Origin of the sequence: Micromonospora okii, from assembly GCF_020884795.1 — a bacterium.
Classification (GTDB): Bacteria; Actinomycetota; Actinomycetes; order Mycobacteriales; family Micromonosporaceae; genus Micromonospora; species Micromonospora okii.
This window is the reverse complement of the sequence record NZ_BBZF01000001.1, coordinates 1-1,508: the sequence shown is the minus strand read 5'-3', so window position 1 is coordinate 1,508 and position 1,508 is coordinate 1. Positions and strand designations below refer to the sequence as shown.

At 69.2% G+C, this 1,508-nt stretch carries 2 protein-coding genes; one reads left to right on the top strand and one right to left on the bottom strand.

Translation table 11 applies throughout. The features are described 5' to 3' along the window. Positions 1–354: 354 nt before the first annotated feature. The gene (locus LPU43_RS00010; protein ID WP_229397529.1) at positions 355–756 is read right to left on the bottom strand and encodes a hypothetical protein; all 402 of its coding nucleotides are present in this window, start codon (positions 754–756) and stop codon (positions 355–357) included. Positions 757–842: 86 nt separating this feature from the next. Between LPU43_RS00010 and LPU43_RS00005 the strand changes: the two genes are divergently transcribed. Next, complete coding sequence (locus tag LPU43_RS00005; protein WP_229397527.1) at positions 843–1,463, top strand: L-threonylcarbamoyladenylate synthase; 621 nt, start codon at positions 843–845, stop codon at positions 1,461–1,463. The last annotated feature ends 45 nt before the right edge of the window (positions 1,464–1,508 follow it).

The window sequence follows — 1,508 nt, the reverse complement described above, 5'->3', positions numbered from 1 at the left end:
CGGCAATCACATTCCGACGAATCAGCGCAGAATTCGGCTGGCTACTAGAAATACCCGCCACCGTAAGACCCTGGCCGGAAAGGCTGGAACGAGCAAGGAAACGACCAATTTCTGCCAGCCGGTTGCGATTATTACGGCTTGAAACCGCCGAAAGAACGATTAACCCCGGGACCGACGATGACTTTAAAGTCATCAGGACATAACACAGAGTGACGCTGGCGTCGGACGCGATCGATCTTCCCGTATAAGCCCGCAGTCCTGCTCTGCCTCATCGACCGGCGAGCCCGGGGCGACGCCGAGGCCAGCATCGGCCGTGCCGCCCTGTGGGCACTCTCGACCGTCTGCTGCCTGCCTTCAGCGCAGCCGCCGGGCACCGCCCAGCCACTCGCGGGCCGGGCGCGTCGTGAGGGACCAGACGACCCACGCCAGCAGGGCGATCCCCACGATCGTGATCGCGCCGAAGAGGCCGAGGGAAGCGGCGGCGAACAGCCCCGCCAACGCGTACGCCGGATAGGGAGCCCAGGGGCGGCACCCGGCCAGGCCGAGGGCGACCAGCGCGCAGGCCACCCCCATCGTGGCGAAGAAGACGGCGGCCCCGATCGACCCGTCCTCGGTCAGCAGCCGGTGCACCGTCGCCAGGGCGAACAGCAGCGCCAGGAGCACGAAGGCGAGCGTGGTGACCAGCATGGGACCGGGCATCGGGGGCCGGCGCAGCCGGTCCTGGTATCCGCCCCCTCGGGGCGCACGAACCACCATGCGACAACGATGGCCGTCCGCCCCCGAGGCGACTGGGGCTCTGTCGGGAAGACGACAGACGCTCGGGTCGGCCTAAGCTTCGACTCATGGCGAAGTACTACGACGTGCACCCGGACAATCCGCAGCCCCGCACCATCGGCCAGGCGGTCGACCTGCTGCGCCGCGACGGGTTGCTCGCCTACCCCACGGACTCGTGCTTCGCCCTGGGCTGCCGCCTCGGCAACAAGGACGGCATGGACAGGATCAGGGAGATCCGGCACCTGGACGCCGGGCACCACTTCACCCTCGTATGCCGGGACTTCGCCCAGCTCGGCCAGTTCGTGCACCTCGGCAACGCCGTCTTCCGCGCGGTCAAGGCCGCCACCCCGGGCAGCTACACCTTCATCCTGCCCGCCACGAAGGAGGTGCCGCGCCGGCTGCTGCACCCGAAGAAGAAGACCGTCGGCGTCCGCATCCCCGCCCACACCGTCACCCAGGCGCTGCTCACCGAACTGGGCGAGCCGCTGCTGTCGAGCACCCTGCTGCTGCCCGGCGACGCCGAGCCGATGACGCAGGGGTGGGAGATCAAGGAGCGCCTGGACCACGTGGTCGAGGCGGTCCTCGACTCCGGGGACTGCGGCACCGAGCCGACGACCGTGGTCGACTTCTCCAGCGGTGAGCCCGAGATCGTCCGGTTCGGAGCGGGGGACCCGGACCGCTTCGCCTGAGGCCCCGCCGGGAACCCCCGCGGGGGTTCCCGGGGAACCTTCCCC

Excerpts from the sequence above, each read along its gene's own strand:
- LPU43_RS00010 (WP_229397529.1), bottom strand. The coding sequence starts at position 756 with ATGGTGGTTCGTGCGCCCCGAGGGGGCGGATACCAGGACCGGCTGCGC.
- LPU43_RS00005 (WP_229397527.1), top strand. The coding sequence starts at position 843 with ATGGCGAAGTACTACGACGTGCACCCGGACAATCCGCAGCCCCGCACC.